The sequence below is a fragment of the Streptomyces sp. NPDC028289 genome (genome assembly GCF_055565975.1).
On record NZ_JBVHTI010000006.1, the window covers coordinates 448,884 to 472,826 of the forward strand.

Consider the following 23,943-nt stretch of genomic DNA (forward strand, 5'->3'; position numbering starts at 1 on the left):
GCGGGAACTGGAGCACATCGCGGCCGACGTGCTCGGGGCGGAACCCTCACCCGGTCTGGCCAGGATGCTGCGCGGCGTCGCGGGCAACCCGTTCCTGGCGATCGAACTGGTGCGCTCTTTCCCTGACACGGAGGCCGTCGAAGCAGGGACGGGCGCGGCAGGCCGCCTGTACCGCGACATACCCGTCGGCTTCCGGCAGGGTGTCGCCGCGCGTCTGCACCAGCTCCCGAAAGGACGCCGCACGTCTCCTCCAGATCGGCTCCGTCCTCGGCCGCGAATTCGACCTCGGCACGGCGGCCCGCATGCTCGGGAGGCAGGTCGGCAGCCTGCTGTCCGGCGTGGAAGCCGCCCTGAACAGCGACTTGCTCTCGGCGGACGGCCCGCGGCTCGCCTTCCGCCACGACCTCCTGCGCCAGGCCGTCCACGAGTACCTGCCGCCGGCCGTACGGACCGCGCTGCACCGGGAGGCCGCCGAGAGCCTGCGCGCCGACGAGGCACGGTCGGCGGAGGTGGCCCGGCATGTCGTCATGGCGGGCGGTCCGCTCGACGACGACGCCGTGACCATGCTGCACACCGCCGTACGGGAACTGTCGTCGACGGCCCCCGACGCGGCCGCGGACCTGGCCCAGCGGATCGCCGGCCTGCTGCCCCCGCGCGACCGGCGCCGCGTCGGACTGCTGACCGACGCCGCCGAGTACCTCGGCCGGACCCGCCGGGTTCACGAGGCGCTCGACCTGGTCGACGCGACCCTGTCGGACGGTCTGGAGCCGCAGCAGGAGGCGAACCCGCGCCTGGTGGCCGCCGAGATTCACCAGGCCGCGGGCGACGACGACGCGGCCATGACCCACCTGCAGCAGGCCCTGGACCTCCCCGCGCTGCCGCACGACCTGCGGGTCCTGCTGCTGAAGACCCAGGGGACGGGCCACGTGTACCTCGGGAACATCACCGCCGCCGAGCAGACGGACACCGGCCTGGTCGCGGACGCCTACCGAAGCCACGATCCAGCCGTCGTCGTCAGCGTCATGGTGTTCCAGTCGCAGACGTCCTTCTACCGTGGCCGCCTCGGCCGAGCGCTGGAGCTCGCCGAGGCCGCCACCGCCCGCGCCTACGCCGAGCCCACCGTGCCCTACCTGCGGCCCCTGGAATTCCGGCGCTGTGGCTGGCCACGGTACTGACCAGCACCGACCGGCTCGGGGACACCGAGCGGGTGCTGCGTGAGGGCCGGCGCGAAGCGGAGGCGCTGGGCCTCGGCTGGTCACTGCCGCACTGGCATGCCCGCCGTGCCTGCGCCCTGCTAGGGCGCGCTGGACGACGCGGCCGTGGAGGCCGAGGCCGGCCTGGCCGTGGCGGACGAACTCGAGATCACCCAGCCGAATCCGCAGGCCCGCGCCGTGCTGGCACTGGTGGAGACCAGGCGCGGTGACCTCGCCGGGACGAGGGACCATCTCCGCGCGGCCGAAGCCGGTTCCGGCACAACCGCGGCGGTACGCCCTGTGGGTGTCGCTCGCGCGCGCCTGCCTGGCGGACGCGGAGGGCAGGCACCAGGCAGCGGTGGCGGCACTCACGGGCAGCTTCGAGGAAAGCGAGCCGACGCGGCTGCTCACCCTGCCGCCGTCCCACTGGCCCTCGATCGTGCGTATCGCGCTGCGCGGCGCCGAGCAGTCGGTCGCGCAGGCCGTGTCCGGCGCACTGGGCACCCTGACCGCGCGGGACGACAGTCAGCGGATCGGCGCGGCCGTCCGTGCCCATGTGGACGGCCTGCTCAACAGCGACCCGCGTGCCCTCATGTCCGCCGTCGCCGGCTACCGGAGCACCGGCAGGCGACCGGCTCTGGCCGCGGCGTGCGAGGACCTCGGCGAGCTCATGGCCGCCTCGGCCGAGACGGCGCAGCCGATCGCGTACTTCGAAGAAGCGGGTGAGCTGGTGTCGGCCTCGGGTGCCCGGGGCGACGGCGAACGGCTGAGGCGGCGGCTACGGCAGCTGGGCGTGCGCGCGGGCGCGCCCCGGCTCGACACGGTCGGCTCCCCGGGGTGGGGGAGTCTGACCGAATCCGAGCGGAAACTGATCCCGCTCGTCGTGGCCGGGCTCACCAACCGGGCGATCGCCGACCGGCTCCACGTGTCCGTGCACACCGTCAACACTCACATGAGACACATCTTCACCAAGCTCGACATCAACACCCGTGTCGAACTGACCCGGCTGGCCGTCGAACGGGGCGATGTCGCCGACGGGACCGGGTGAGGGGTGCCCCGGCTCCGGAGGCGCGGGCTGCGGCGCCGAAGGCCGCACCTCAGACGAAGGCGCTCTGCCCGGTTATGGACTTGCCGACGATGAGGGTCTGCATCTGGCGGGTGCCCTCGTAGGAGTAGAGGGCCTCGGCGTCGGCGAAGAACCGTGCGACGTCGTAGTCGAGGACGATGCCGTTGCCGCCGAAGATCTCGCGGCCGGCCGCGACGACCTCGCGCATCCGGGACGTGGTGAACCCCTTGGCCAGCGCCGAGTGGTCGTCGCGGAAGATGCCCTGGTCCTGCAGCCGGGCGAGCTGCACCAGCATGCCCCAGGACGCGGTGATGTCGCCCAGGCTCTTCACCAGCAGGTCCTGCACCATCTGGAATCCGGCGATCGGACGCCCGAACTGCCGCCGCTCCTTGGCGTAGCCGAGTGCGAGCTCGTAGGCGCCGATCATGACGCCCAGAGCCTGCCAGGCGACACCGCTGCGGGTGAAGCGCAGGATTTCCGCGACGTCCCTGAAGGAGTTGATGTTCTGGAGGCGGTCGGCCTCCGGGACCCGTACGTCGGTCAGGGTGATCTCGGCGTTCTCTACGATCCGGAGCGCGATCTTGCCCTCGATCTTCACCGGCACGAACCCGGGGGTGCCCTTCTCGACGACGAAGCCCTTGACCTGGTTGTCGTCCACGTCCCGCGCCCACACCACGACGTGGTCGGCGAAGGTGGCGTTGCCGATCCACCTCTTCGCGCCGTTGAGCACCCAAGTGCCGCCCCGGCGCTCGGCGGTGGTGCGCATGCCGCCGGAGACGTCGGAGCCACCCAGCGGTTCGGTCATGGCGAAGGCGCCGATCTTCTCCATCGAGGCCATGGCGGGCAGCCATCTCTCCCGCTGCTCCTGGTCGCCACCGGTGAGGATGGAGTAGAAGCTGAGGCCGTTGTGGACACCGAAGAAGGTGGCGACCGAGGCGTCGACGCGACTCATCTCCATCGCGAGCATGCCGCCGAGCAGGTGGCTGGCGGCGGGCAGGTGGTCACCGTACCCCTCGTACGACAGGGCGGTCAGGCCGCTCCCGCGGAACCTCTCGATCAGTTCCACGGGGAACTCGCCCTTGTCCCAGTACCCGTTGACCAACGGCTTCACCTCGTCACGAAGGAAGGTGCGGGCCTTGCGCAGTATCGTGCGTTCCTCGTCCGGGAGAAGCGCCTCGTAGAGGTAGAAGTCGGCGGCGAGCAGGTCGTCCGACAGCGCAGGGGGAGTGGTGGTCATGTCGTTCTCCTGGAAGGTCTTCGTTTCGGTCAATGGGGCATCAGAAGCATGACCAGCGTTCCCATGGCCGTCGCTCCGTCCCAGAAGCGGTTGCACGCACTGCTCAGGCTGGTCGGGTCGGCCACCGTGCCGGTGGTTGCGCGCAGCGCGGGCATGTCGCGGGTCAGCGCCTGCAGAGCACAGGTGAGCAGGTACAGCGCCAACACTCCGGTGACGACGCTGCCGGCCCTCGACTCGCCCATGGAGTGGCTGACCTGCATGGCCTGGTGTGCCGTCGGAACGCCGTCGGCCATGGTCTGGTGCCCGTGCCCCGCCGCGCGGTACGACATCCAGGTCATCGCCGCCATGCCCACCGCGTAGGGCAGTCTCCGCACCGTTGCCGACAGCTGTCCCTCCTGGCCCCTCCTGACGGCGGTCAGCGGGAACCACAGTGCGGCGGCGGCGAAGAAGACCGACTGCGGCAGCGCGGGCAGGGCGCCGCCCCAGCCCCACGGCATCACTGCCATGGTCAGTGCCATGGCGGCGTGCAGCATATGGTCGACGCGGCTGCGGCAGCCACCGGTCCGGGCCACGACACTCTGCCGGAGCGCTCGGACAGCGGCCGCCGCGAACAAGGCGGTCAGCATGTAGTGGACAACGTCGGTGGCCCTCATGCCGAGTCGCACCCTCCCACGGAGCGGTCGGGATCCGTGTCGGAACTGGCGTGTGTGAGCGGGTGGGTGGTCAGCCGGTGGGGCGCGGGGCGCGCAGATGGGCCCGTTCGGCCAGTTCCTTCTCACCGACGAGTTCGAGCATCGGCCTGCCCGGCGCGCACATCATGGTCACGACGAACCGGGTCCGCGCATGCGTCAGCGCGTTGCCGTCCTGGTAATGGATCACATCACCACCCGGCTCCCAGAACGTCCCACCGGCTTCGACGACGCGCTCGGGCTCGCCCTCCAGCTCGAAACGGACCGCTCCCTCGATGACGTACCCGAAGGCCGGTCCCGAGTGGCGGTGCGGCGGCGTTCCCGGGTCGCCGGGCTCCCACTCGACCTGAATGGTCATCGCCGACGCACCCTCGGGAATGGCGAGCGGTGCGGCGTCCTGAAGCACCGTCACCGCCGTCTTCCAGCCTTCCGACTTCTCCGGCATCGTGTTGCACCTCCATGGATCCACTGCGTCCTGGGCCAGACATACCGCGCGACCGGAACATCTCCGGACAGACATGCCGCCGGCCGGCCGGGTGTTCCCACGTCCTGGTCCCACGCACGTACGGCAGTGATGACCGGACGCACGGTGGATCCGTGACACAGCAGGCTGCGCCTCGATGTCACAACACCGGCGCGAACGCCGGACGGGGCTCCGGCATGAGGGCGACGCCCAGCAGTTCCCCGAGCCGCGTCGTGGAGTGCTCTGCGCTGCGATGCAGAACAGTGGCCATTCCCAGGGCCTCGGCGGGCGGCAGGTTCTCCGCGTTGTCGTCGACGAAGACGCAGTCCCCACCGGGCACTTCGAGCATCGTGAGGAGCAGCCGATACGCAGCCGGGTCCGGTTTGCGCAGTCCGTGCTGCCCGGAGACGAACGCCGCGTCGAAGGCCCTGTCGATGTCGAAGCCCCGATACATGTTCCACGGCGCCAAGCCCATGCTGTTGGACAGCAGACCCGTCTTCAGTCCGCAGGCGCGGGCCCGGGCCAGCACCGACACCATGGAATCGTCGAGACGGGAGTCCGCGAAGATCCGGCCCAGCAGGTCGGTGCTGTCGATGCCCAGCGCCCGGCCCATGCGCCGGTTCCAGTCGGACTGAGTGGCCGTGCCGCGTTCGAGGTCGTGAGTGAGCGCGACCATCGCCGGGTTCCGGTACCAGCCGTGCTCCACCGCCCCCTCGGGCAGGCCTTCGCGGGCTTCGAAGCCGCGCACCGCATCGTCGAGCGATGTCGTGAGGACACCGCCGAAGTCCACTATGAGACATGTTCTCGGCACAGTCTTCCGAACCTCTCTCCCACACCGTCTGCCGGCACCCGGGGCCGCACTGTCACGCACGGTGCTTGTCGGTGATCTCCCGGTACTCCGGCAAGGTCGGCTTGGGGATCTGCGAGCCTTCGCCGTAGAGGGCACGGCTGACCCCGACCCGCAGGCGCCGGGCGAGGCGGGCGCCCGCGGGTCGGTCGCCCGCCTCGCCGTTCGCGCAGGGGGCGATCGGTGTGTACTGCTCATGCTGTGTCAGGAGGTGGAGCTCCGCCTGACCGAGAGGCTCGTGCACCTCGACGAACTCGCCGTGTGGCAGGCGCTTGACGATGCCCGTCTCGCGACCGTGCAGCACCTTGTCGCGATCCCTGCGTTGCAGACCGAGAGCCCACCGCTTCGCCACGGCGTAGGCCGCGACAGGCACGACGAACAGGCCGATGCGGACCGCCCACGTGACTGATTCGACCGAGAGGTGGAACCGGGTGGCGATGATGTCGTTCGCGGCGCCGATGAGCGACACCAGATAGAAGCCGATCCATGCGACACCGAGTGCCGTGCGCACGGGGCGGTTGCGCGGTCTGTCGAGAAGGTGCTGCTCACGATTGTCCCCGGTCACCCAGGACTCGATGAACGGATACGCGCCCATGGCCAGGAAGAAGCCGACGCCCGCCACCAGCGGAATAAGGTTGTCCAGAGCCAGGGTGTGGCCCCACAGGGCGATCTCCCAGCCCGGCATGACGCGCAGCAGTCCGTCCGCCACGCCCATGTACCAGTCGGGCTGCGAGCCGGCCGAGACCTGGTCGACGCGGTAGGGGCCGTACAGCCAGATGGGATTGATCTGCGCGAGGGCCGCGATCGCGAAGATGACACCGCCGACCAGGAAGAAGACACCCGCGGACTTCACCGCCCGCACCTTGAGCGGCAGGCCCACCAGGTTCCTGTTGCTCCGGCCCGGGCCCGGATACTGCGTGTGCCTGTGGTGGAGCAGCAGGATCAGATGGGCCACGAGCAGTCCCACCATGATGGCCGGGATGACCAGGACATGGATCGCGTTGAAGCGCGCTACCAGTTCACCGCCCGGGAACCCGCCTCCGAAGAGAAACATCGAAAGGTAGGTTCCGACGACCGGTATGGAGAGGATCGTCCCGTTCACGACGGCGAGCCCGGTGCCGGAAAGAAGGTCGTCCGGCAGGTCGTATCCGGTCAGTCCTCCGAACATTCCGAGGACCAGCAGCAGGAAGCCGAACAGCCACTGGAATTCACGGGGTTTGCGGAAGGCCCCGGTGAAGAACACGCGCAGCATGTGGACGAGCATGGCCCCGATGAACACCAGGGCCGCCCAGTGATGCGCCTGCCGGATCAACAGGCCGCCCCGGACGTCGAAGGAGACGTGCATGGTGGAGTTGTACGCCTCCGACACCGTCTGCCCCCGCAACGGCAGGTAACTGCCGTTGTACTGCACCTCTTTCATCGACGGATGGAAGTACAGGCTCAGATAGACCCCGGTCACGACAATGACGAGGAAACTGTAGAGACAGATCTCCCCCAACAAGAAGGACCAGTGGTCGGGGAAAGCCTTGCGTGCTTTGGCCCGCAGCAGGCTGTACGGGCCCAGGCGTCCGTCCGCCCAGCGGGCGATGCGCTCCCCGTCGCCTCCTTCGGCCACTTCTTCCTTCTGGCTCGGATCATCCATGCCCCGGCAACCATTCCTCACCCGGCCCGAAAAGGGACGCTCGCGATGCCATGAGCCCGTCTTGCTGCCCGACAGGGAACGGATACGGCAGGTCAGTCGCTTGTCGTGGGCGGAACCGAGTCAGCGGGCCGCCTGGTCCGCACTCCCTGGGCGAGCAGGCTCATGACTGCTTCCACCCATATGACCGAGCAGGACGCGTGGATGTGACACGCCTGGCCCCGAGGCGGTCGTCAGCGTCGTCGCGCCGCCTCATCAGGCGGCGCTCGCCTTCCGTCGTCCCGCCCCAGATGCCTTCCACCCGCTCGACCCGCATGGCCCAGCCGAGACACTGCTCCATGACCGGACATCGACGGCAGACGGCCTTGGCCTCGGTGATCTGAACCTGCGTCAGGCCGCCGTCGCCGATGGGGAAGAACAGATCGGGGTCGACGCGCAGGCAGGCTCCCCGTTCACGCCAGTGCGTCGCGTGGTCGCGTTGTGCTGTAGCCATGACAGAGAAAACCTCCAGTGGGTTGTCATCTGAGACGGGGCACCCGGCCGGTGTGTGACAAGGCGGCGCGCACCCGCTCAGAGCACGATCTTGCGGGGGTTGAAGTTGCCGCCCGGGTCGGCGGCGCCGAAGAGGCCCGACATGATCGCGACACCCTGGGGGGAGATGTCCTCCGCCAGCCAGGGCGCGTGCTCCAGGCCCACCCCGTGGTGGTGCGAGATCGTGCCGCCGGCGTCGATGAACGCCTGCTGGATCGCGCGCTTGACGGTGTCGTACTCACCGAGCGGGTCGTCGCCGAAGACGAAGGCGAACGTGAAGTAGAGACAGGCTCCGGAGTGGTAGGAGTGCGACATGTGCGACATGGTCCAGCCGGTGCGGCCGATCCTCTCGTAGGCGAGGTCGGCCGCCTCGTAGACCGCCGCGTGGATGCCGCGGAGCTTCGACCACGGGCCGGCGGTCTCGCTCACGTCGCCGGCGGCACCGCGGTCGAGCAGGAAGTCGCGGATGTAGGGCGTGTCGAACTTCTTCTGGTCGTAGAGCGCACCGGGTCCCGCGCCGACGCCGATGCCGTGATGCCTGCGCACGATCCGGTCGACGATCGACTTCTGCCGTTTCACGTGTGCCTTGTCGCCCTCGAAGCCGATGAAGGAGAGGCACATCTCGTCCAGGTTCCAGCCACGCCTCCTGAGGTAGGCCATGAGGCCGGCCTGCGCCGTCTTTCGAATGCCCTTCGACTCCTTGCTCGTCGCCAGGGAGAAGCCCGTCTCGTGCGCGTCCGAGACACGGGTGACCGAGGGCGACACGTCGCTCTCCGCGATCTCCTGCATCGCCGCGAGGCCGTGGTCGAGATTCCTGAAGAAGTAGGCGTGGATCGCCCGCTTCGCGGGGAGCCGGTGCACCTGCACCGTGACCTCGGTGATGACGCCGAGCCGCCCCTCGGAGCCCACCACCATCTCCCGGACGCTCGGCCCGGTCGACGCGCTCGGCACGGCACGGATCACGAGGACCCCGTCGGCCCGCACGACACGCAGCCCCTTGACGATGTCCGCGATGTCGCCGTACTTGTCCGACTGCATGCCGGACGAGCGCGTGGCGACCCACCCGCCCAGCGTCGAGTGGGTGAACGAGTCGGGGAAGTGCCCCATCGTCCAGCCCTCCTGGTTGAGCCGGGCCTCGAGATCGGGCCCCTGCGCCCCGGCCTGGACCCGTGCCAGGCCGGAGCCGGGGTCGATCTCCAGTACCCGGTCGAGGCGGCCGAGGTCGAGCGAGACGACCACCCGGTCCTCGTCCACGTGCGGCTCCAGGCTGCCCGCGATATTGCTGCCGCCCCCGAAGGGAATGATCACGGCGTCCGCTTCGACGGCCGCGTCGACGACCCTCCGCACCTCCGCCTCGTCGGCCGGGTAGACGACCACATCGGGACTGCGCCCCATCTCGCCGACCCGGATGCGGACCAGGTCACGCAGGCTCTTGCCGTAGGTGTGGACGACGCGGGACAGGTCGTCCACGACCGCGTTCCCGGCTCCGACGATGTCCGTCAGCAGCGTGACGAATCCCTCCGGCGCCGTCGAGGGCGGCACCTTCAACTGCGCGAAGTCCGGCCCTTCGGTGGTGCGTTCGGCCGCCCGGAGATCGAGGCCGATGGCCCGCTGTACGAACGGCGCGAAACCAGGCTTGTCCTCGTGTCGGAAGCCGACACCTTCCACGCCCCAGCCCCACCACTTCATGTGTTTCACATCAGCGGTGCGCGTCGCGTCGGTGCGGCCGGCAGGTTCGGTCACGAGCGGTCTCCTTCGGGAATACGACGTGAGGTCGCACTCACGCCGAGGATGCGTTCGGAGTTCTCCTCGGTGAGGGTGAGGATCGCCGAGCGGATACGTTCGGTGAACTCGCTCCTCAACTCCCCGGGAAAGGCAGTGAGCGGTTCGCCGAAGACGACCCCGACCGGCAGTCGGCCGGGCTTCGGCCAGTTCGAGCCGCGAGGATGCGCCGCATGCGCGCCGATGACCGCGACGGGTAGCACCGGCACCTCGGCCGACGAGGCGAGTGCCGCCGCCCCCGGCTTGAACGTTCCGAGCGAACCGTCGCGCGACCGGGTCCCCTCCGGAAAGATCAGGAGCGGCACTCCCCGGTTCAGCAGTGCCTTGGCGCTCACGGCGCGGGTGCTCACTCCGCGCGCGTTCGCTCCGGTGCGGTCGACCGGGAAGGCGTTGAAGAAGAGGGCCGTCAGGCCGCGCCGCCGCCACACGTCGAAGAAGTAGTCAGCGGCGGCTCCCACCGCGAGGTAGCGCGCCAGCCGGCGCGGCAGCGCGCCCATGATGAGTGGCGTGTCCAGATGCGAGGTGTGATTGGCGACGACGACATACGAGTCCTCGACGTTCGCCAACCGCTCGCGCCCGAGCACCGTGACGCTGGTCACGCTCCAGACGAGGGGCTTCAGCAGCCCCCGCTGTGCGATGAAACGCGCCGCGGCGTGTGAGCGTGAGGTGAAACGGTCGCGTACCGTCGCAGGCATCCGCTTCCTTCCCGTGCGGGTTCGCCCGCACTGATTTCTTCAGTCAGTGAGAATGTCCGTGCGGCTGGACGAGATCCGTCGCGAGATCCACCGCACCGTGTGGCGTGGCAGGTGACGTGCGCACCAGATGAGCAACCGGTACCGGAAGCTCGGCACGGAGATCACCCGTCCGCGGCGGACGTCGCGCAGAGTCGTCTCGACGACTCGCCGGGCGTCGAGCCAGAGGAAGTCCGGAATGCTCGACGAGCGGATTCCGGCCCGCGTGTGGAATTCGGTGCGGACCCAGCCCGGGCAGAGTGCCGTCACGGTGACGCCCGTTCCGTGGAGCTCGTTCGCCAGTCCCTCCGAGAGCGAGGTCACGAAGGCCTTGACCGCCGAATAACTTCCCATCGTGACGAACCCGGCCGTGCTCGACACATTGACGACCGCACCGTGCCCGCGTTCGCGCATGGCCCGCCCGGCGGTGCCGGCGAGCACCAGCACCGCACGCCCCATGACCTCGATCGCCCGGTCGTGCGGAGCGGTGTCGGCCGAGGTCATCGGTACGTGCACGCCGAAACCGGCGTTGTTCACGAGCATGTCCACCGGACGGGCGGGGTCCGCCAGCCGGGCGGCGACACGTGCGACGTCGGCATGCTCGGCCAGGTCGGCGGGCAGCACCTCGACGGCACGGCCCCGGGATTCGAGTTGGGCAGCCACCCGGCCGAGCCGCTCCCGGTCGCGCGCCACCAGGACCAGGTCCCATCCGCGGTTTGCCAGGGCGCGCGCGAACGCCGCCCCGATCCCGGAGGTGGCACCGGTGACAAGTGCGACCCGGGTACGGTTCAGCACGGTCTCACCCGCCCTCTACTCGACATCCGAGATCCCCGCTCGGCCGACGACCGGCTCCGACGAGCCGCACCGGGTGACTTGCCTCGTACAACGGCAGAGGGCTGAGTCCACGCGCCTGACACACCTTTCGTTTCCGGGGTCATCGCGTTAGACCGGGCACGCCTCCGCCTTGTGACACGAGCTTCCACACATGACCGAGGCGAGTGGTGTCACACATGTGTCGGTTGCGCGGTCTCACCTGACGGTCCCGGCGGCTTCTCGCAGGCTTCGGGACTGCCGCAGAGGTTCCCCCGCTCCCGCCCAGAAAGCCCGTGCATGAACTCGAACAACGAGACGACGACCCTGCCGCCCGAGACAGCGGGCTTCGACGTGCGTGAGTTCGCCCGCACGGCACATGGCAGCCACCGTGGAACGCTCGACCTCGGGTCGCTCGCCGAAGAGCCGCTCGACGCCGACTCCGTCCGACTCGTCCGCGCGCTGCGCGACATGGAACGTACGACGCTTCATCGCGTACGCGACCTCCTCGTCACGGCGACACACAAGGACGCCCGGGTCACCGCCTTCCTCACCACGTGGATGTTCGAGAGGTTCTGGACAGCCGACGCTCTCGACGCCGTCCTCGATGCCTCTCCCGCCGCCCGCGACCTGCCTTCGAGCGCCGGTCCCGCACGGCGGGTACCTGCGGAGCGCCGCGCACGCCGTGGCCCGATCCGTCGCTCTCTCGTCGCCGGCGTCACCGGTACGCAGATCGTCGCCGAACATGTGACGACGGGCCTCGTGGACGAATGGATCACGCAGGCGGCCTACCGGCGCCTGGCCGGCGTGTCCTCCGCCACGGCGTCGATCATCAACCCCGTGGTGGAGATCAAGAACCGTCACATCCGCTTCCTCGCCGAGGAGGCCGAGCGCCGGCTACGCGACTCCGCCCGCGCCCAGCGCATCACCTGCCGCGCTCTCCGGCACGCCGCCTGGCCGCTCGGCTCGGTCGACCGCTCCGGGCACGAACGCGCCTTCTTCGAACGCCATGTCTTCGGCGACCAGCGCGGACGGGCCGAGGCGCGCCGTATCCGCGGGATGGTCGCCGCGCTCCCCGGCATCCGTCCCGGTGTCGCATCCATCGTTGAATCGAGGCTCCTTCCGTGACACCGCACCACGCGAACACCGAACTCGGCGACGCGCACGTCCTGCTGACCGGCGCCACCGGCTTCGTCGGGCAGGCCGTGCTGGAACGGCTGCTCAGCGACCACCCCGCCACCCGTATCTCACTCCTCGTGCGCCGCAAGGGCAGTCAGACCGGGCAGGACCGGCTCCGACAGCTGCTGCGCAAACCCGTCTTCCGGCGCTGGCGGGACACCGTGGGCGCCGAAGAGGCCGAGCGCATCGTCCGGGCACGGATCACCGTGCTCGACGGCAGCATGACCAGCGTCCCCGAGCTGCCCGCCGACCTCGACGTCGTCATCCACTCGGCGTCGACCGTCTCGTTCGACCCGCCCATCCACGAGGCGTTCGACACGAACGTCAGCGGCGCCGTGGGCCTCTACGAGGCCCTGCTCGCCTCCGGATCCGACCCGCACGTCGTCCACGTGTCGACCTGTTACGTCGGAGGGCTCCGCCGTGGTGTGGTGCCCGAGGCCAGGCTCGAACACGATGTCCTCTGGCACACCGAGTGGACCCTGGCGACCCGGACCCACGAGCAGACCGAACTCACCTCGCGGGAACCGGCGATGCTCGAGCGGTTCATGTCCCGCGCCCGCGGCGACCACGGGAAGGAGGGCCCGATCGCGGCGGCCCGCGCGAGCGAGAACGCGCGGCGCGAGTGGGTGCGTTCCCAGCTCGTCGCCGCCGGCCGGCGGCGCGCCCAGAGCCTGGGGTGGACCGACGTCTACACGCTGACGAAGGCACTCGCCGAACGTGCCGCGGAAGACCTCTGGGGGGAGGCCGGACACCGGCTTTCGGTGGTTCGGCCCGCGATCATCGAGAGCGCGCTCCGGCACCCGTTCCCCGGCTGGATCGACGGCTTCAAGGTCGCCGATCCGCTGATCTTCGCCTACGGCCGCGGCCAGCTGCCCGACTTCCCCGGGCTGCCCGACTCGATCCTCGACGTCATCCCCGTCGACCTCGTCGTCAACGCCATCCTGGCCGTGGCGGCCAACCCGGTCCCCGTCGACGAGCCGCGGTACTTCCACATCGCCTCGGGCGCGTCGAATCCGCTGCCCTTCCACCGCATGTACGAGAACGTACGCGACTACTACACGCAGCACCCGCTTCCGAAGGACGGCGGATTCGTCGAAGTGCCGGACTGGAAGTTCTCGGGCGAGCGCAGGTTCAACCGCGCACTCCGGCTGGCGGGGACGAAGGCCGACCTGTGGGACGCCGCCCTGCGACTGATGCCGAACAACGAGCGCAAGCGCGCTCTCGCGACCGGGAACGCCAAGTTGCGCGCCGGTATCGCCACCCTCGGAAACTTCGTCGACCTCTACCGCGCCTATGCGCAGACCGAGATCGTCTTCGACGACCGCAACGCCCGCGCGCTGAACAACGCCCTTCCGGCCGGGGTGCGCGAGGACCGTGGCTTCGGTGTGGAGCGGATCGACTGGGAGGAGTACCTGCAGAAGGTGCACCTCCCCGCCATCACCGAACTGACGGCGGCCCACCGTCGTCGGAGAGCCGCGGCCGTCCGGCCGTCGGGCGCCCGTCCGAGACGCGAACTGCCGCGGCGTACCGACGTACTCGCCGTCTTCGACCTCGAACGGACCGTCGTCGACTCCAACATCGTCGAGCAGTACCTCTGGGTGCGCACCGCGGGCTTCCGCAAGGCGGCCTGGCCGAAGGAGGTGGCGGACCTGCTCGTCTCCCTGCCCGGCTACCTCCGCGCCGAGCGACGTGACCGCGGTGAGTTCATCCGCGCCTTCCTGCGCCGCTACCGCGGCATGCCCGTCGCCCGCCTGGAAGAGGTGGTGCGGCGCGGCTACGCCGACACGATGCTGCGGCACACGAGCGCGGACGCCCTGGCGCGTATCCGCGAGCACCGCGCGGCAGGTCACCGCACCGTCCTGGTCACCGGCTCGGCCGGCCTTCTCGCCGCTCCGCTCGCCGACCTGTTCGACGAGGTCGTCGGGAGCTCCATGCACGTGAGGGACGGGGTGCTCACCGGCTACCTGGCGAAGCCGCCGCTGGTGGACGAGGCGCGGGCCGCGTGGCTTCTGCGGTACGCCGAGGAGGGCGGCTACGACCTCGCCGCCTCCTACGGCTACGGCGACAGCCACTCCGACCTGCCGTGGCTGTCCCTGCTGGGCAAGCCCTCGGCGATCAACCCCGACGCGGAACTGGCGCGCGAGTCGCACCGGAGGAACTGGGACATCCACCGCTGGAAGAGCGGCGGTTCGGGTGTGCGCCGCGAGGTCGTCGCGGCCCGGGCGACGAATCCGACGCGCACCGACGGGAAGAGCGACTGATGGCCTTCGACATGGACAAGTACACGAAGAACTCCAGCGGCGTGCAGTGGGCCGACCTCGACTTCGACGAGTTCGAGCGCAACCCGCTGCCCGAGGAGACGCTGCGCACACTGCGCTACATGTGTGACATCGAGTACCACACGGTGTGCTATCTGCGTGATCTGCTGACGACCCCGTCTCACGACGAGCCGGCGGTGGGCGCTTTCATGACGATGTGGAACCGCGAGGAGTTCTGGCACGGCGAAGCCCTCGCGGCCGTGCTGGAGCGCCACGGCCTCCGAGTCGACTTCGACGAGCTCAAGGCGACCCGCCTGAAGCTCGGCTGGCGGGACCGCCTGGGGACGGTGAAGCAGACGGTGATAGGTCGGCTGGTCGGAAACGACTTCGTCGCCGTGCACATGGCGTGGGGAGCGGCGAACGAGTGGTCGGCGACCGCGGCGTACCACCGACTGGCCGCGCTGGAGAGCCACCCCGTGCTGCTGCCGCTGCTCAAGCGGATCGCACAGCAGGAGACGAAGCATGTCGCGTTCTACGCGTCGCAGGCGCGCGACCGGCTCGCGGCGAGCAAGAAGGCCCGCGTGGTCGCGCGCCTGGCGCTCGAAAGGGCCTGGGGGCCGGTCGGCTCGGGCGTCATGCCCGAGACCGAGGTCACGCATGTCATGACCCACCTCTTCGGGGGCTCCGAGGGCCGCAAACTCATCCGCGACATCGACGCGCACATCGCGAAGCTGCCGGGCCTGGACGGGCTGCGCATAGTCGAGGACGCCATGGACAGCCGCGGCATCGCTGCCTGACACTGCCACGCCCGAGGGTCACCTTCTCGTACGGGACCTATGCGTCGACGAAGGTGACCGTCTGTTCGAGCGGTGCCCGGCCTGTACGGGTGTAGGGCACTGCGGTGTCCTCGAATCCGATCGACATACCGCAGAACAGGATGAGGTCCTCGGGGGGCGAGAGGACCTCCGCGACGGTCTTGCGGTAGACCGACCACGCCATCTGCGGGCAGGTGTGCAGGCCTTCGGCGCGGAGCAGCAGCATCACCGTCTGCAGGTACATGCCCAGGTCGGACCACTGGGGCCGGCCCAGACCGCGGTCGATGTAGCAGAACAGGGCGGCCGGTGCGCCGAAACACTCCCAGTTCGCGGAAGCGGCCCTCTGGCGCGCCTCCCAGTCCTCGCGCCCGATGCCCAGTGAGCTGTAGCGCTCCGCACCGAAGGCGGATCGGCGCTCGCGGTAGGGGGACCTCAGTGTCTGCGGGTACATCTCGTATTCGCGCTCGTCCCAGGGATCGCGCGCGGTCACACGCCCGCCGGCGAGCTCCTTGAGTTCGTCCAGCGGCCGACCGGTCAGCACGTAGACATGCCAGGGCTGGAGGTTCGACCCGGAGGGCGCCCAGGCCGCGGCGGAGAGCACCCGCTCGAGCACCTCCCTCGGGACGGGCCGGTCGATGAATCCACGTACGGCCCGTCGGCTCGTCACCGCCTCGTAGACGTCCAAGATCACCAGGCTCCTCGTCTGCCCTACATGCCACCCTTGCCGGTCGGCAGACTATGAAATGTAACAATATGCATGAAATACCATGGATCGTAGCCCCGCCGACTCGCGCCTTCCATGGCGGTCGCGTCTGGACGGGAAGTTGTCAGGGGCCAGTCGTGGCCGGTCGGTCGGCCGGTGAGCTGTTCGCAGGAAGGTGATCTTCCGCCCACAGGAACAGAACGGCCAGGGGGACGAGGAACGCGTTGCCGTGCGGAGAGAGTGCGTAACGGGGCCGCGACGACAGCCCGGGCCGGACATCCCGGGTGACCAGGTCGATCGCGGTCAGCTCCTGGAGCCGCTGGGTGAGCATGCGGCTGCTGATGCCGGGGACGCGCTCGCGAATCTGCGCGGAATCGGCCGGCCCTTTGGCCAAGGCCATGAGGATCAGGCCGTTCCAGTCGTTGCTGAGCAGGGCGAAGGCCCGGGCGATGGCCGGAGAGGTGTCGGCGGACCGCGGATGCTCGGTTCGGTCTGCCGGGTGAGGGTCTTGTGGGGTGGGCATGGTGCGTGTCCGTTCCGGTACGGCGCGAGCCGTCGCGGTGCGACAACTCGCGCTGTATTCGGTGGTCGTGGGTGTGGTCGTAGCCGTAGCTGTGTCGGGAGTCGGCCGGGCGGCTTCCCCGGTTGGTGGTGCGTCCCCGCCAACGGGGTTGTCGGCTCCTGCGGGCGGCCGTGCGCTCGGGGAGTGGCCGGCGCGCGTCAGCGCCTCATCGGTCTTCGGTATCGGCCTTAAGTTCCCGGCGGCCAAGTCGTGAGCGCGCACATGAAGCGCTCGTATCAGTCCTCCCCGTCATGGCGACGGGCGTGCGCGTGCGCGTGGCGCCGCACCGTCAGGGCGGTGCCGGACCCGGGCGGTGCCGGGAGCAGCTCTCCGGAAGCCGGCGCACCGCTCTTCGTGCCGCGGCCTTCCCTGATGACCCAGTGGCCGCACATGACCGCCGTGAGCCCGCAGACGGTCCACAGGACGAGGACGGCAAGGTGACCGGCGTCGGCGTTGCCGTCGAAGTACGTGATGTCGCGCAGCAGGCCGGCACCGGCGCCTGGGGGCAGCCACTGTCCGACGTAGTCCACGCCCTTGGGAAGCATCTCCGGAGCGGAGGTGGCGCCGGAGAAGGCGTTTCCGACGAAGACCATGAGCGCGGCGCTGAGCCCGAGGCCTGCCGGCCCCAGGAGCCGGATCACACCGGCGGCGGTGGCGCTGACGGAGAGCAGGTCGAGGGTCAGGATCGCCCACGTGGCCACGTGGTTGTGGGGCAGCGCCCCGAGGAAACCCTGGGCCACGACATAGACGCCGAGGGCCGCGACGGCGCATGCGACGAGAAGCGTCAGCACCCGGTGCCGCGGGCGTGCCAGGCCGCGAGCCATCGTGACGAACGCCCCGATCAGGATGCCGCAGATCGTGAGCGGGAAGACCGATGAGCTGAACACCACACCCCGAGGGTCGTCCGCGGCGACGGGCACCACGTCGACCGACTTCGCGAGGATCCTCACCGGGGCATCAGCGCCGGCGGCTCCCTGCTGGGCGGCTGCCTGCTTGTGGGCCTTCGCCGGCGAACGCGCGCCGCCGGCCTTCTGCTCGGCAGCCTTCTGCCGGGCGGTCGCCTGCTCGGAGGCCTTGTCCGCCAGCTGCTGTCCGACATCGGTCAGGAGCTGGGCCACGGAGGGGCTTGCGGCGGTGGCCGTCAGTACGGTGATGCCGTGGCCGGAGATGGCGAAGGCTCCGTAGACATCCCGGTTCCTGATCGCCGACCGCGCCGCGCGCTGGTCGGGGTAGAGGCGGAAGTCGAAGGCGCCGGGCTTCTGCTGAGTCAGTTTCTCCACCGCGTGCTGACTGGCCGGCCCCGTGCCCACGATCCCGACCGGGACGTCGCGCGGCGAGATCCGCCCCGCCGGCCAGGCGAACGTCATCACCGCCAGAGTGATCACTATGGGCAGCACCACGGCGGCAATGGCTACTTCCCGCCATGTCTGGTGTCCTGACAAGGGGTTCCTCACGGCCCGCCCTCTCATAAAAAGGAATGATCGTTTTTCTTGAGGGTTCAGTCTGGCCTGTGGGGTCGGCAACGTCAACACGAACGTTCGTTTTCTTTGGTATTCTTGTCTCATGCCCAAGGTCACTCAGCAGCACATGGACGCCCGCCGCAAGCAGATCCTGGACGCGGCTCGCCGTTGCTTCCTGCGTGACGGGTTCCACTCCACGTCCATGCAGGACCTGTTCGCGGAGTCGGGGCTGTCCGCGGGCGCGGTGTATCGGCACTTCACCAGCAAGGACGAGATGATCCTCGCGATCGCCGAGGAGAACATGCGCGATGTCCTGGACATCACGGTCGCCGTCGCGGCGAACCGGCGGGGCCAGTCCATGGGGGCGGTCATGGCGGAACTGCTCGACGTGATTCGGGTCAAGTCCGCCGAGGAGGACGTGGCCGGCCTCGCGGTTCTGGTCTGGGGAGAAGCCATGCGCAACCGCTCGCTGGCGCGCAAGCTCGACGACCTCATGGGCGGCATGCGCGCCAATCTCGTCACTCTGGTCCGCGACCACCAGGAGCGGGGCGGTTTGCCGACGAACGCGACCGCAGAGGGGATCGCTTCGACGATGCTCTCCGTCCTGCCCGGCTACATCCTGCAAGTGGCTCTGCTCGATCCGGCCGTGGTGGCCGAGGTGCCTGACGCGGTGCGGGCGCTGTGGCCGGGACCGGCCGGTGAGCGCTGAGCGGTCTCCGGAACATCGGGCAGCCGCCCTCGACGGTGTCGTCGAGGGCGGTGCTTCTTCCCTTCGACGGGTCCCGAGAGCTCTGTCCCGGAACCCTTGATCGCGAGGGCCGCGTACGGATCAGCTGGCGCGGGCCGCCGTGGTGATGAGCCTGGCCACGGCGCCGGGGTGGGAGACCAGGGAGAGGTGCGAGGAGTCGATCTCCTGGACCTTGGTGTGCGCGACCTTCGCCGCCGTCTCTTGCGCGGCCGCCGGAATGATCTTGTCCTGGCGTCCGATCAGCGCCCACGAGGGGATCGTCTTCCATGCCGGCTCACCCGACGGCTCGGTGACCGCGGAAGCTGCCAGCGGGCGCTGGGCCGCAACGATCCGGTTCTGCTGTGCGGCGGGCAGGTCCTGCGCGAACGAGGAGCGCACGACCTGCGGTTTCAGGTAGAGGTCGGCGTCGCCGTCCGATGCGCCCGGGAAGGGGACGAGGTTGAACACCGTCGTCGGATCCGACATCCGTGTTGCCGAGGGCGGCGTTCGTGATGACCATGCCGCCGTACCAGTGGCCTACCAGGACGCACTTGACCGTCTTGAGGTAGCCGGCCAGGCAAGCGGCATCGGCATGGGTGGTTCGGGCGCGGCCGGTGCGCCCTGTCACTGGTCCAGTCGCACGGCACGGATGTCTACTCAGCCGCACCTTGTCGCTGATGAGAACTCCGCCCGTGGCCAGGGCCCTGTTGCCGCCGAGCCCCCAGTCGGAACGCTGCAACGTGGCCCTGCCCGTGAAACCGACACCGTTGTGACGGCCGGTGTCCCGGCGCCCCGCGGAGAACCCGAGGTCGACGTGAACGGGCAGTTCGATGCCCTTGATCAGGAGGTGTCCCGACATGCGGAACCGGTCGTCACCGGCATGGCGGACTCCGTACGAGCGGAAGCTCATCAGCGGGAAGGTCGCTGCATCGAGGAAATCCGGGCCGGTGACATGCACATCGCGCTCCGGATATCCCGTGTCGACACTGCAGGCTTGGACACTGAGGTAGGCCTCGGACCGAGTGGGGCATCCCCCGTCGAGCTTGAGAATCCCCTCGAAGGCGGTGAATGTTCCACGCACGTTCGTGACCATGCCGTACCGCACGGAGAATGCGACTGTGCTGTGGACCGGGGTTATGGCGTACACGCCGGTCAGCCCTGCGAGGGGGTGGCGCGAAAGGCGGTGGGTTTCACGCGGTCGGGTCCGGCCTGCCCCTGACTGCCGCCAGGGGCCGCTCGCAGGACTTATCGCTGCTGCCCGAGCCAGTCGGTGAACCGGGTCTCGGCGATGTGCGCGTCAGGACCCGGCACGAGCGTGGTCTCCTCCGGCTCGGCACCGGAGTACGGGGCGCTCGGGTCCGTGACGACCGTGCGTGTGTCGTCCTTGTCGGCGAGCAGCTGACGGATGAGTTCGTCGCGCTGGAAGACGTCCGGGCCGGCGACCTCCACCACGCCGTTGACCGGGGCGCCGACCGCGGTGCGGCCGACGGCCGCGGCCACGTCGTCGGAGTGGACGGGCTGGAACTTGACGGGGGCCAGGCGCACGGTGTCGCCCTCCGTCGAGATGTCCGCGATCCCGTTCACGAACTCGAAGAACTGAGTGGCGTGGACGATGGAGTACGGGATGCCGGAGGCCTTGATCAGCTCTTCCTGCGCCTGCTTGGCACGGAAGTAGCCGCTCTCCTGGAGGCGGTCCGTACCGACCACGGACAACGCGACGTGGTGTGTCGCACCGGCGTCCGCCTCGGCACGCAGAAGGTCGGCGGTCGAGGTGCGGAAGAAGTTCATGACGTCTTCGTCGACCCACGAGGGGGAGTTCGACACATCGACCACGACCGACGCGCCCCGCAGTGCCTCGGGCAGCCCTTCGCCGGTCACGGTGTTGACGTGGGTGTTGGGCGAGGCCGCGACCGCCTCGTGCCCGTACTCGCCGAGCCTGCCCACCAGCTTCGAGCCGATGAGCCCGGTTCCACCGATCACTACGACCTTCATAGCGGTGTCCTTTCGTAGGTATTCTTCGTGGGTATTCATTGCAAGAATCGAGAAAGTTCCCGGACCGGACCCCGGCGTTATTCGGCGAGCTTTCCGTCGGCCGAGACCTCTGCCATCAGGGAGGAAATCTCGTCGGGGATGGCAGGAATGCTCTCCCGGGTGATACCGGTCGTGGGCGACCACACGAGGTTGACCTGCTGAGCGGGGTCCAGGTGGGGGTAGTCGCTGCGGTTGTGGCAGCCGCGGGTCTCCCGGCGCTCAAGTGCCGCTTCGAGGGTGGCCCGGGCCGCCAGCGCCGCGGACTTGAGATCAAAGGCGTGTGCGAGGTCCTGGAAGCCGGCGATGTCCGGGTGGACGCCGACGTCCTCCATCCGCTTCTCGATCGCCTCGAGCTCCGTGAGCCCGGCGCGCAGGCCTTCTTCGTCGCGTACGACTCCGGCGTGCTCGGTCATGGTGTTGCGGATGGCGCGCTGCAGGGCGCGGACGTTCTCCGGTCCGTCGGCCACCAGCAGCTCGTCGATCTCCGCGCGGGCCTGTGCGACAGCCGACGCCGACCGCGGCCGGGCGGTCAGGGACCGAGAGTAGGCGGCGGCCGCCTGGCCCGTGATACGGCCGAACACCAGCAGTTCGATGAGACTGTTCCCACCGAGGCGGTTGGCACCGTGCAGGCCGCTCGACGCCTCACCGATGGCGTACAGGCCGCGCACGTCGGTGCTGTGGTCCTCGGGGCGTACCCACACCCCGCCCAACGAGTAGTGCGCGGTGGGCGCGATCTCGATCGGATCGCGGGCGATGTCCAGCATCTGCAGATCGAGCAGGGTCTGGTAGACACGGGGGAGACGCGTCATGATCGTCTGCCGCGGCAGATGGGAGACGTCGATCCACACTCCGCCCCTGGGCGTGCCCCGCCCTTCCTTGATCTCCGTGTAGGAGGCCAGGGCCACGCGGTCGCGGGTCGACAGCTCCATGCGGGCGGGGTCGTAGCGGTTCATGAACCGCTCGCCGAGCGCGTTGCGCAGGATGCCGCCCTCACCGCGCGCGGCCTCGCTGACGAGGGTGCCGGCCGCGTTCTCGGGCTCGATGATCCCGGAAGGATGGAACTGCACCAGCTCGGGGTCGCGAAGCCGGGCGCCGGCCTCCACGGCCAGGCGGAACGAGTCGCCTGTGTTCTCGTCGCGCCGGGAGGACGTCCGCCGCCAGATCCGGGTGTGACCACCCGCGGCGAGGATGACCGCGTCGGCGTGGATCAGGTACCGCGTGCCATGGGTGAGATCGAAGCCGTAGGCACCGAAGACGGCGCCGTCGTGGACCAGCAGCCGGGTGATGTAGACACCGTCGAGCACCGGAATGTTCAGCTGCTCCGCGCGCCGGATGAGCGTGCGCTGGATCTCCAGACCGGTGTAGTCGCCGGCGAACGCGGTCCGCCGGAACGTGTGAGCGCCGAAGAAGCGCTGGGAGATCCGTCCGTCCTCCTCACGGGCGAAGGCCATGCCGTAGCGCTCCAGGTCGCCGATGCCCCGGGCGGCACCCTGGGTGACGATCTCCACGGTGCGGGGATTGGCGAGCAGGTAGCTCTCCTTGAGCGTGTCGGCCGCGTGCTGCTGCCAGCTGTCCTCGGGATCCATGGTGCCGAGCGCGGCATTGATTCCTCCGGCGGCAAGCGCCGTGTGCGCGTCCTCCTTGGGGCGCTTGCCGACCGCAAGGACGTCGACACCGGCCTCGGCCAGTTCGATCGCCGCGCAGCCCGGCACCTCCGGTTCCGATCACCAGCACCGTGGCGGAAATACGTTGTTCGGTGAGAGTCACGACCTACTCCGATCGCCGTGGGATTGTCACCCACTACTAGGACCGCGCCGTCCCGGAACCTGTGACAGCGCCCGGATCAGGCGTCGGCCGTCACAATCTCGTGGGCTCCACGGTCATACCTCCGGTCGTACTCCCAGCTGTCCTCCGGGCATGGGGGCGTTCCGGGCGTCCCCACCTGGTCGTGCCGGGGCCATGGGCGGCCGGTGGCGATGGCGTCCTCGGCGAGGGAATGAGGGTGTAGGTACGAATGACCGTTCGATCCGAAGGCCGGCCCTCCCGGCCGCGCTCCGCTTCCGGCGGCACTGACCGCCTCGACCTCCGTGCGCGCCACGAGCGGCTGGTGTTCGCCAGGGTGCGCACGTCGCAGGACCGGTTCGCGGACGCGATCACGGCCTTCGCGGGCACGATGGGCTTCGTCTACCTGCATGCCGTCTGGTTCGCGGTGTGGATCGCCCTCAACCTCAGACTGTTCGGCGCCGCAGCGGTCTTCGACCCCTACCCGTTCGGGCTGCTCACCATGATCGTGAGCCTTGAGGCCATCTTCCTGTCCACCTTCGTCATGGTGAGCCAGAACCGGCAAGCCGCACGGGAGAACGTCCGGGCCGATCTGGATTTCGAGACCAATCTTCGTGCCGAGATCTGGGCGGTGCACACAGGCAAGGCGCTCGGCCTGAATCCGCAGGAGATCGAGCTGCACGTCCAGGAGATCATCAAGCAGAGCAGGAACGCGCTGGAATCGGGCTCCCACGTTCCGCCCGTGGCCCCGGATGCGCTGTGAACGTGGCCTTCCGGCGGCCGGTATCGCTGGTGGGGAGCGGTGGGCGGCACTCTCTTCCGACGGCTGTCGTGCGCAAGCGCGAGACACACGACAGCCGTCGAAGCGACATACGGCCGGGCAAGCAGCCGACGCCGTCGGCTATGGGGCCAGCCTGATGCTTGTCGGTGTTCCCCGCAGGGCCATCTTCGTGTAGGGGCAGAGCGAATCGGCCTTCTCCACGAGCGGGGCGGCGACGGCAAGGTCGATGTCCGGCCACTTGACCTCGAGGTCGACGTGCAACAGGTAGCCGCCGTCTTCCGGGTCCCGCCCAAAAGCCACGGTCGCTTCCACGGAGATCGCTGCGGGGTCCAGTGCGGCCTGCCGCGCGACCAGACTCAGCGCCCCGTGGAAACAGGCGGCAATGCCGGCGGCGAACAACTGCTCGGGATTCGTCCCCTGGCCGTCTCCGCCCAGTTCCGCGGGCATGCGCAGGTCGAGATCCAGGACGCCGTCGCCCGAGCGGGCCCTTCCCGAGGCCCGCCCGTGATGCGCCATCCCCCCGTTCACCGTCACGGTGGTGGTGTAGATCGGCGCGAAGGCCTCTCCGTCGAAGTCCTTGTCGGTGGACAGATCGGGCAACCGGGTCGGCTCGTTCACGGCATGTCTCCGTCGGCGTCGCAGTACACAGCCGGGCGC

General features: G+C 69.2%; 22 protein-coding genes and 2 pseudogenes. 7 read left to right on the forward strand and 17 right to left on the reverse strand.

What is annotated here, in order from left to right; translation table 11 throughout:
- Positions 1 to 200 precede the first annotated feature (200 nt).
- Complete coding sequence (locus tag ACZ4UV_RS31265; protein WP_467842366.1) at positions 201 to 1,175, forward strand: hypothetical protein; 975 nt, start codon at positions 201 to 203, stop codon at positions 1,173 to 1,175.
- A gap of 322 nt (positions 1,176 to 1,497) precedes the next feature.
- A complete protein-coding gene (locus ACZ4UV_RS31270; protein ID WP_467842368.1) occupies positions 1,498 to 2,241 on the forward strand; it encodes a helix-turn-helix transcriptional regulator in 744 nt (247 codons plus the stop codon).
- Positions 2,242 to 2,290: 49 nt separating this feature from the next.
- On the opposite strand, the gene ACZ4UV_RS31275 is transcribed toward ACZ4UV_RS31270, so the two are convergent.
- The 9 genes from ACZ4UV_RS31275 to ACZ4UV_RS31315 form a co-directional block, all read right to left on the reverse strand.
- Entirely contained in the window at positions 2,291 to 3,496 is a 1,206-nt protein-coding gene (locus ACZ4UV_RS31275; protein WP_451020675.1) for an acyl-CoA dehydrogenase family protein, read from the reverse strand.
- Between the two features lie 29 nt (positions 3,497 to 3,525).
- On the reverse strand, positions 3,526 to 4,149 hold the full coding sequence (locus ACZ4UV_RS31280; protein WP_467842372.1) for a DUF5134 domain-containing protein: 624 nt from the start codon (positions 4,147 to 4,149) through the stop codon (positions 3,526 to 3,528).
- A gap of 70 nt (positions 4,150 to 4,219) precedes the next feature.
- The gene (locus ACZ4UV_RS31285; RefSeq protein WP_390035719.1) at positions 4,220 to 4,630 is read right to left on the reverse strand and encodes a cupin domain-containing protein; all 411 of its coding nucleotides are present in this window, start codon (positions 4,628 to 4,630) and stop codon (positions 4,220 to 4,222) included.
- A 178-nt stretch (positions 4,631 to 4,808) separates the two neighbouring features.
- On the reverse strand, positions 4,809 to 5,459 hold the full coding sequence (locus tag ACZ4UV_RS31290) for an HAD family hydrolase (RefSeq protein WP_467842375.1): 651 nt from the start codon (positions 5,457 to 5,459) through the stop codon (positions 4,809 to 4,811).
- Between the two features lie 52 nt (positions 5,460 to 5,511).
- Positions 5,512 to 7,137, reverse strand: coding sequence for a cytochrome bc1 complex cytochrome b subunit (gene qcrB / locus ACZ4UV_RS31295; RefSeq protein WP_451020678.1), 1,626 nt, complete (start codon positions 7,135 to 7,137; stop codon positions 5,512 to 5,514).
- Positions 7,138 to 7,297: 160 nt separating this feature from the next.
- Entirely contained in the window at positions 7,298 to 7,627 is a 330-nt protein-coding gene (locus ACZ4UV_RS31300; RefSeq protein ID WP_390035713.1) for a WhiB family transcriptional regulator, read from the reverse strand.
- 77 nt (positions 7,628 to 7,704) lie between these two features.
- Positions 7,705 to 9,408, reverse strand: coding sequence for an FAD-binding oxidoreductase (locus tag ACZ4UV_RS31305; RefSeq protein ID WP_467842379.1), 1,704 nt, complete (start codon positions 9,406 to 9,408; stop codon positions 7,705 to 7,707).
- Positions 9,405 to 10,142 carry a lysophospholipid acyltransferase family protein gene (locus ACZ4UV_RS31310; RefSeq protein WP_451020681.1) on the reverse strand — a complete coding sequence of 246 codons (738 nt, stop codon included), beginning with the start codon at positions 10,140 to 10,142 and terminating at the stop codon, positions 9,405 to 9,407. The genes ACZ4UV_RS31305 and ACZ4UV_RS31310 overlap by 4 nt, the downstream gene beginning before the upstream one ends.
- Before the next feature lie 39 nt (positions 10,143 to 10,181).
- Positions 10,182 to 10,973: an SDR family NAD(P)-dependent oxidoreductase gene (locus tag ACZ4UV_RS31315; RefSeq protein WP_467842382.1), complete on the reverse strand. Its 792-nt coding sequence runs from the start codon at positions 10,971 to 10,973 to the stop codon at positions 10,182 to 10,184.
- A 315-nt stretch (positions 10,974 to 11,288) separates the two neighbouring features.
- Between ACZ4UV_RS31315 and ACZ4UV_RS31320 the strand changes: the two genes are divergently transcribed.
- The 3 genes from ACZ4UV_RS31320 to ACZ4UV_RS31330 are packed head-to-tail and all read left to right on the forward strand — an operon-like array spanning position 11,289 to position 15,222.
- Complete coding sequence (locus tag ACZ4UV_RS31320; protein ID WP_451020683.1) at positions 11,289 to 12,116, forward strand: hypothetical protein; 828 nt, start codon at positions 11,289 to 11,291, stop codon at positions 12,114 to 12,116.
- A complete protein-coding gene (locus ACZ4UV_RS31325) occupies positions 12,113 to 14,428 on the forward strand; it encodes an HAD-IB family phosphatase (protein WP_467842384.1) in 2,316 nt (771 codons plus the stop codon). The genes ACZ4UV_RS31320 and ACZ4UV_RS31325 overlap by 4 nt, the downstream gene beginning before the upstream one ends.
- On the forward strand, positions 14,428 to 15,222 hold the full coding sequence (locus tag ACZ4UV_RS31330) for a ferritin-like domain-containing protein (RefSeq protein ID WP_388908299.1): 795 nt from the start codon (positions 14,428 to 14,430) through the stop codon (positions 15,220 to 15,222). Before ACZ4UV_RS31325 ends, ACZ4UV_RS31330 begins: the two co-directional genes overlap by 1 nt.
- A gap of 37 nt (positions 15,223 to 15,259) precedes the next feature.
- Here ACZ4UV_RS31330 and ACZ4UV_RS31335 read toward each other — a convergent pair whose 3' ends face one another.
- The 3 genes from ACZ4UV_RS31335 to ACZ4UV_RS31345 all read right to left on the reverse strand — a co-directional run bounded on the left by ACZ4UV_RS31335 (position 15,260) and on the right by ACZ4UV_RS31345 (position 17,947).
- The gene (locus ACZ4UV_RS31335) at positions 15,260 to 15,925 is read right to left on the reverse strand and encodes a nitroreductase (protein WP_450896692.1); all 666 of its coding nucleotides are present in this window, start codon (positions 15,923 to 15,925) and stop codon (positions 15,260 to 15,262) included.
- A 142-nt stretch (positions 15,926 to 16,067) separates the two neighbouring features.
- Entirely contained in the window at positions 16,068 to 16,466 is a 399-nt protein-coding gene (locus ACZ4UV_RS31340) for a winged helix-turn-helix transcriptional regulator (RefSeq protein ID WP_388908301.1), read from the reverse strand.
- Between the two features lie 275 nt (positions 16,467 to 16,741).
- On the reverse strand, positions 16,742 to 17,947 hold the full coding sequence (locus ACZ4UV_RS31345; RefSeq protein ID WP_451018103.1) for an ABC transporter permease: 1,206 nt from the start codon (positions 17,945 to 17,947) through the stop codon (positions 16,742 to 16,744).
- A 121-nt stretch (positions 17,948 to 18,068) separates the two neighbouring features.
- On the opposite strand from ACZ4UV_RS31345, the gene ACZ4UV_RS31350 reads away from it, so the two are divergent.
- Positions 18,069 to 18,674 (forward strand): TetR/AcrR family transcriptional regulator, encoded by a 606-nt coding sequence (locus ACZ4UV_RS31350; protein ID WP_390035695.1) that lies wholly within the window; start codon positions 18,069 to 18,071, stop codon positions 18,672 to 18,674.
- Positions 18,675 to 18,794: 120 nt separating this feature from the next.
- Here the strand turns inward: ACZ4UV_RS31350 and ACZ4UV_RS31355 are convergent, their stop codons facing one another.
- From ACZ4UV_RS31355 to ACZ4UV_RS31370, 4 genes and pseudogenes are all read right to left on the reverse strand, one after another.
- A complete protein-coding gene (locus ACZ4UV_RS31355) occupies positions 18,795 to 19,178 on the reverse strand; it encodes an alpha/beta fold hydrolase (RefSeq protein ID WP_451018102.1) in 384 nt (127 codons plus the stop codon).
- A gap of 229 nt (positions 19,179 to 19,407) precedes the next feature.
- Positions 19,408 to 19,785 (reverse strand): annotated as a pseudogene (locus ACZ4UV_RS31360) (YceI family protein); the annotation flags it as partial.
- Positions 19,786 to 19,937: 152 nt separating this feature from the next.
- The gene (locus tag ACZ4UV_RS31365; protein WP_467842389.1) at positions 19,938 to 20,684 is read right to left on the reverse strand and encodes an SDR family oxidoreductase; all 747 of its coding nucleotides are present in this window, start codon (positions 20,682 to 20,684) and stop codon (positions 19,938 to 19,940) included.
- Between the two features lie 77 nt (positions 20,685 to 20,761).
- Positions 20,762 to 22,490 (reverse strand): annotated as a pseudogene (locus ACZ4UV_RS31370) (L-aspartate oxidase).
- Between the two features lie 247 nt (positions 22,491 to 22,737).
- On the opposite strand from ACZ4UV_RS31370, the gene ACZ4UV_RS31375 reads away from it, so the two are divergent.
- Positions 22,738 to 23,268: a DUF1003 domain-containing protein gene (locus tag ACZ4UV_RS31375; RefSeq protein ID WP_467842392.1), complete on the forward strand. Its 531-nt coding sequence runs from the start codon at positions 22,738 to 22,740 to the stop codon at positions 23,266 to 23,268.
- A 138-nt stretch (positions 23,269 to 23,406) separates the two neighbouring features.
- Here ACZ4UV_RS31375 and ACZ4UV_RS31380 read toward each other — a convergent pair whose 3' ends face one another.
- On the reverse strand, positions 23,407 to 23,886 hold the full coding sequence (locus ACZ4UV_RS31380) for an Ohr family peroxiredoxin (protein ID WP_451018111.1): 480 nt from the start codon (positions 23,884 to 23,886) through the stop codon (positions 23,407 to 23,409).
- Positions 23,887 to 23,943 lie beyond the last annotated feature (57 nt).

What these genes read in the sequence shown, in the direction of transcription:
- ACZ4UV_RS31275 (WP_451020675.1), bottom strand. Translation starts at nt 3,496, where the DNA reads ATGACCACCACTCCCCCTGCGCTGTCGGACGACCTGCTCGCCGCCGAC.
- ACZ4UV_RS31280 (WP_467842372.1), bottom strand. Translation starts at nt 4,149, where the DNA reads ATGAGGGCCACCGACGTTGTCCACTACATGCTGACCGCCTTGTTCGCG.
- ACZ4UV_RS31285 (WP_390035719.1), bottom strand. Translation starts at nt 4,630, where the DNA reads ATGCCGGAGAAGTCGGAAGGCTGGAAGACGGCGGTGACGGTGCTTCAG.
- qcrB (WP_451020678.1), bottom strand. Translation starts at nt 7,137, where the DNA reads ATGGATGATCCGAGCCAGAAGGAAGAAGTGGCCGAAGGAGGCGACGGG.
- ACZ4UV_RS31300 (WP_390035713.1), bottom strand. Translation starts at nt 7,627, where the DNA reads ATGGCTACAGCACAACGCGACCACGCGACGCACTGGCGTGAACGGGGA.
- ACZ4UV_RS31310 (WP_451020681.1), bottom strand. Translation starts at nt 10,142, where the DNA reads ATGCCTGCGACGGTACGCGACCGTTTCACCTCACGCTCACACGCCGCG.
- ACZ4UV_RS31320 (WP_451020683.1), top strand. Translation starts at nt 11,289, where the DNA reads ATGAACTCGAACAACGAGACGACGACCCTGCCGCCCGAGACAGCGGGC.
- ACZ4UV_RS31330 (WP_388908299.1), top strand. Translation starts at nt 14,428, where the DNA reads ATGGCCTTCGACATGGACAAGTACACGAAGAACTCCAGCGGCGTGCAG.
- ACZ4UV_RS31340 (WP_388908301.1), bottom strand. Translation starts at nt 16,466, where the DNA reads ATGCCCACCCCACAAGACCCTCACCCGGCAGACCGAACCGAGCATCCG.
- ACZ4UV_RS31350 (WP_390035695.1), top strand. Translation starts at nt 18,069, where the DNA reads ATGCCCAAGGTCACTCAGCAGCACATGGACGCCCGCCGCAAGCAGATC.
- ACZ4UV_RS31355 (WP_451018102.1), bottom strand. Translation starts at nt 19,178, where the DNA reads ATGTCGGATCCGACGACGGTGTTCAACCTCGTCCCCTTCCCGGGCGCA.
- ACZ4UV_RS31365 (WP_467842389.1), bottom strand. Translation starts at nt 20,684, where the DNA reads ATGAAGGTCGTAGTGATCGGTGGAACCGGGCTCATCGGCTCGAAGCTG.
- ACZ4UV_RS31375 (WP_467842392.1), top strand. Translation starts at nt 22,738, where the DNA reads ATGACCGTTCGATCCGAAGGCCGGCCCTCCCGGCCGCGCTCCGCTTCC.